Below are 1060 nucleotides of genomic sequence, written 5' to 3'. Positions count from 1 at the left end.
GTCAAAGTGGACTTTGACATTTTTACTAGAGCGATATCAAACATTTTAATATCGGAAAAACACATTTAAATACGCATTCAAACGATCAACTGCAGTCTTTGTTTATAAGGATTTTTCCTTGATTCAGAACCTCCTCCTGGAGCGGTGTATGTTCGATGTCTTTCTCAAGCTTTACATTGTAGACTTTCTGGCAAAGAGAATCCGTGGATAGCGGAAAGGTAACGCAATTTTTTGATCTTACTTTTTTCAGGGGGACGATATTGTTCATCATAGCAATTGTATATATAGGAGTGTTCTCTAATACGGCCTAAGGTAAAGTGCTCATCGAACCCGAGTATTTCTCCTTTATTTCGTTTATTATAGGCAATGTTCCGTAAGATTTCATATTCATGCTGTTGATAGATTTGAACAGAATCAAAGACAGCATCCATAAGACCGCAACAAATGTTTGCGAAGAAAACTTTTCTCCATTCATTCCATTAAGGTGAGGAAGGGCTGCCTTTCTGTCGTTCAAACTAGCAGAAGACATCGTGGATTGTAAGATATTCTGACTGCTTGCTCCAACTGCTAAATGTGCCTTGAAGCCGTTTCTAACAAGAATAATGGACTATTCAATCGAAGTGTAAAAAAGTGAGGTAATCTGTATGGATAAGGTAAGTGTTATTGTTCCTATTTATAATGCTGAAAAAAAGCTTAATAAATGTATAAAATCAATTCTTAATCAAACTTTTAAGGATTTTGAGTTGATTTTAGTAAATGATGGTTCTACAGATAGTAGCTTGTATATATGTCGTAAACATGCAAAACTAGATAAAAGAATAAAAATAATAGATAAACAAAACGAAGGTAGTATTGCTACTAGGAGAAGGGGAATAGATGCATCAAGGACTGAGTATATAATGTTTGTTGATGCTGATGATTGGATTGATAAAAAAACTATTGAAGTATTATATAATGAAACGAATAACAGCAAAGTGGATATTATAGTTTGCAATATGTACAAAGTGTTAGGTAGTTGTTTCCTAATTAAGAAAAAGAATAAAAGTAGGTATTTTAATGA

The 1060-nt window shown here is 33.3% G+C and carries 1 protein-coding gene; it reads left to right on the top strand.

The genetic code is table 11. From position 1 onward, the window contains the following. Positions 1 to 644: 644 nt before the first annotated feature. The coding region (locus V7137_RS30015; protein WP_335701452.1) for a glycosyltransferase family 2 protein at positions 645 to 1060 on the top strand (416 nt) is incomplete at its 3' end.

The sequence above is a fragment of the Neobacillus drentensis genome, assembly GCF_036962765.1.
In the GTDB taxonomy this organism is placed as follows: domain Bacteria; phylum Bacillota; class Bacilli; order Bacillales; family Cytobacillaceae; genus Neobacillus; species Neobacillus drentensis_C.
The sequence above is the reverse complement of the archived record's forward strand: the minus strand, read 5'-3'. Positions and strand labels throughout refer to the sequence as shown.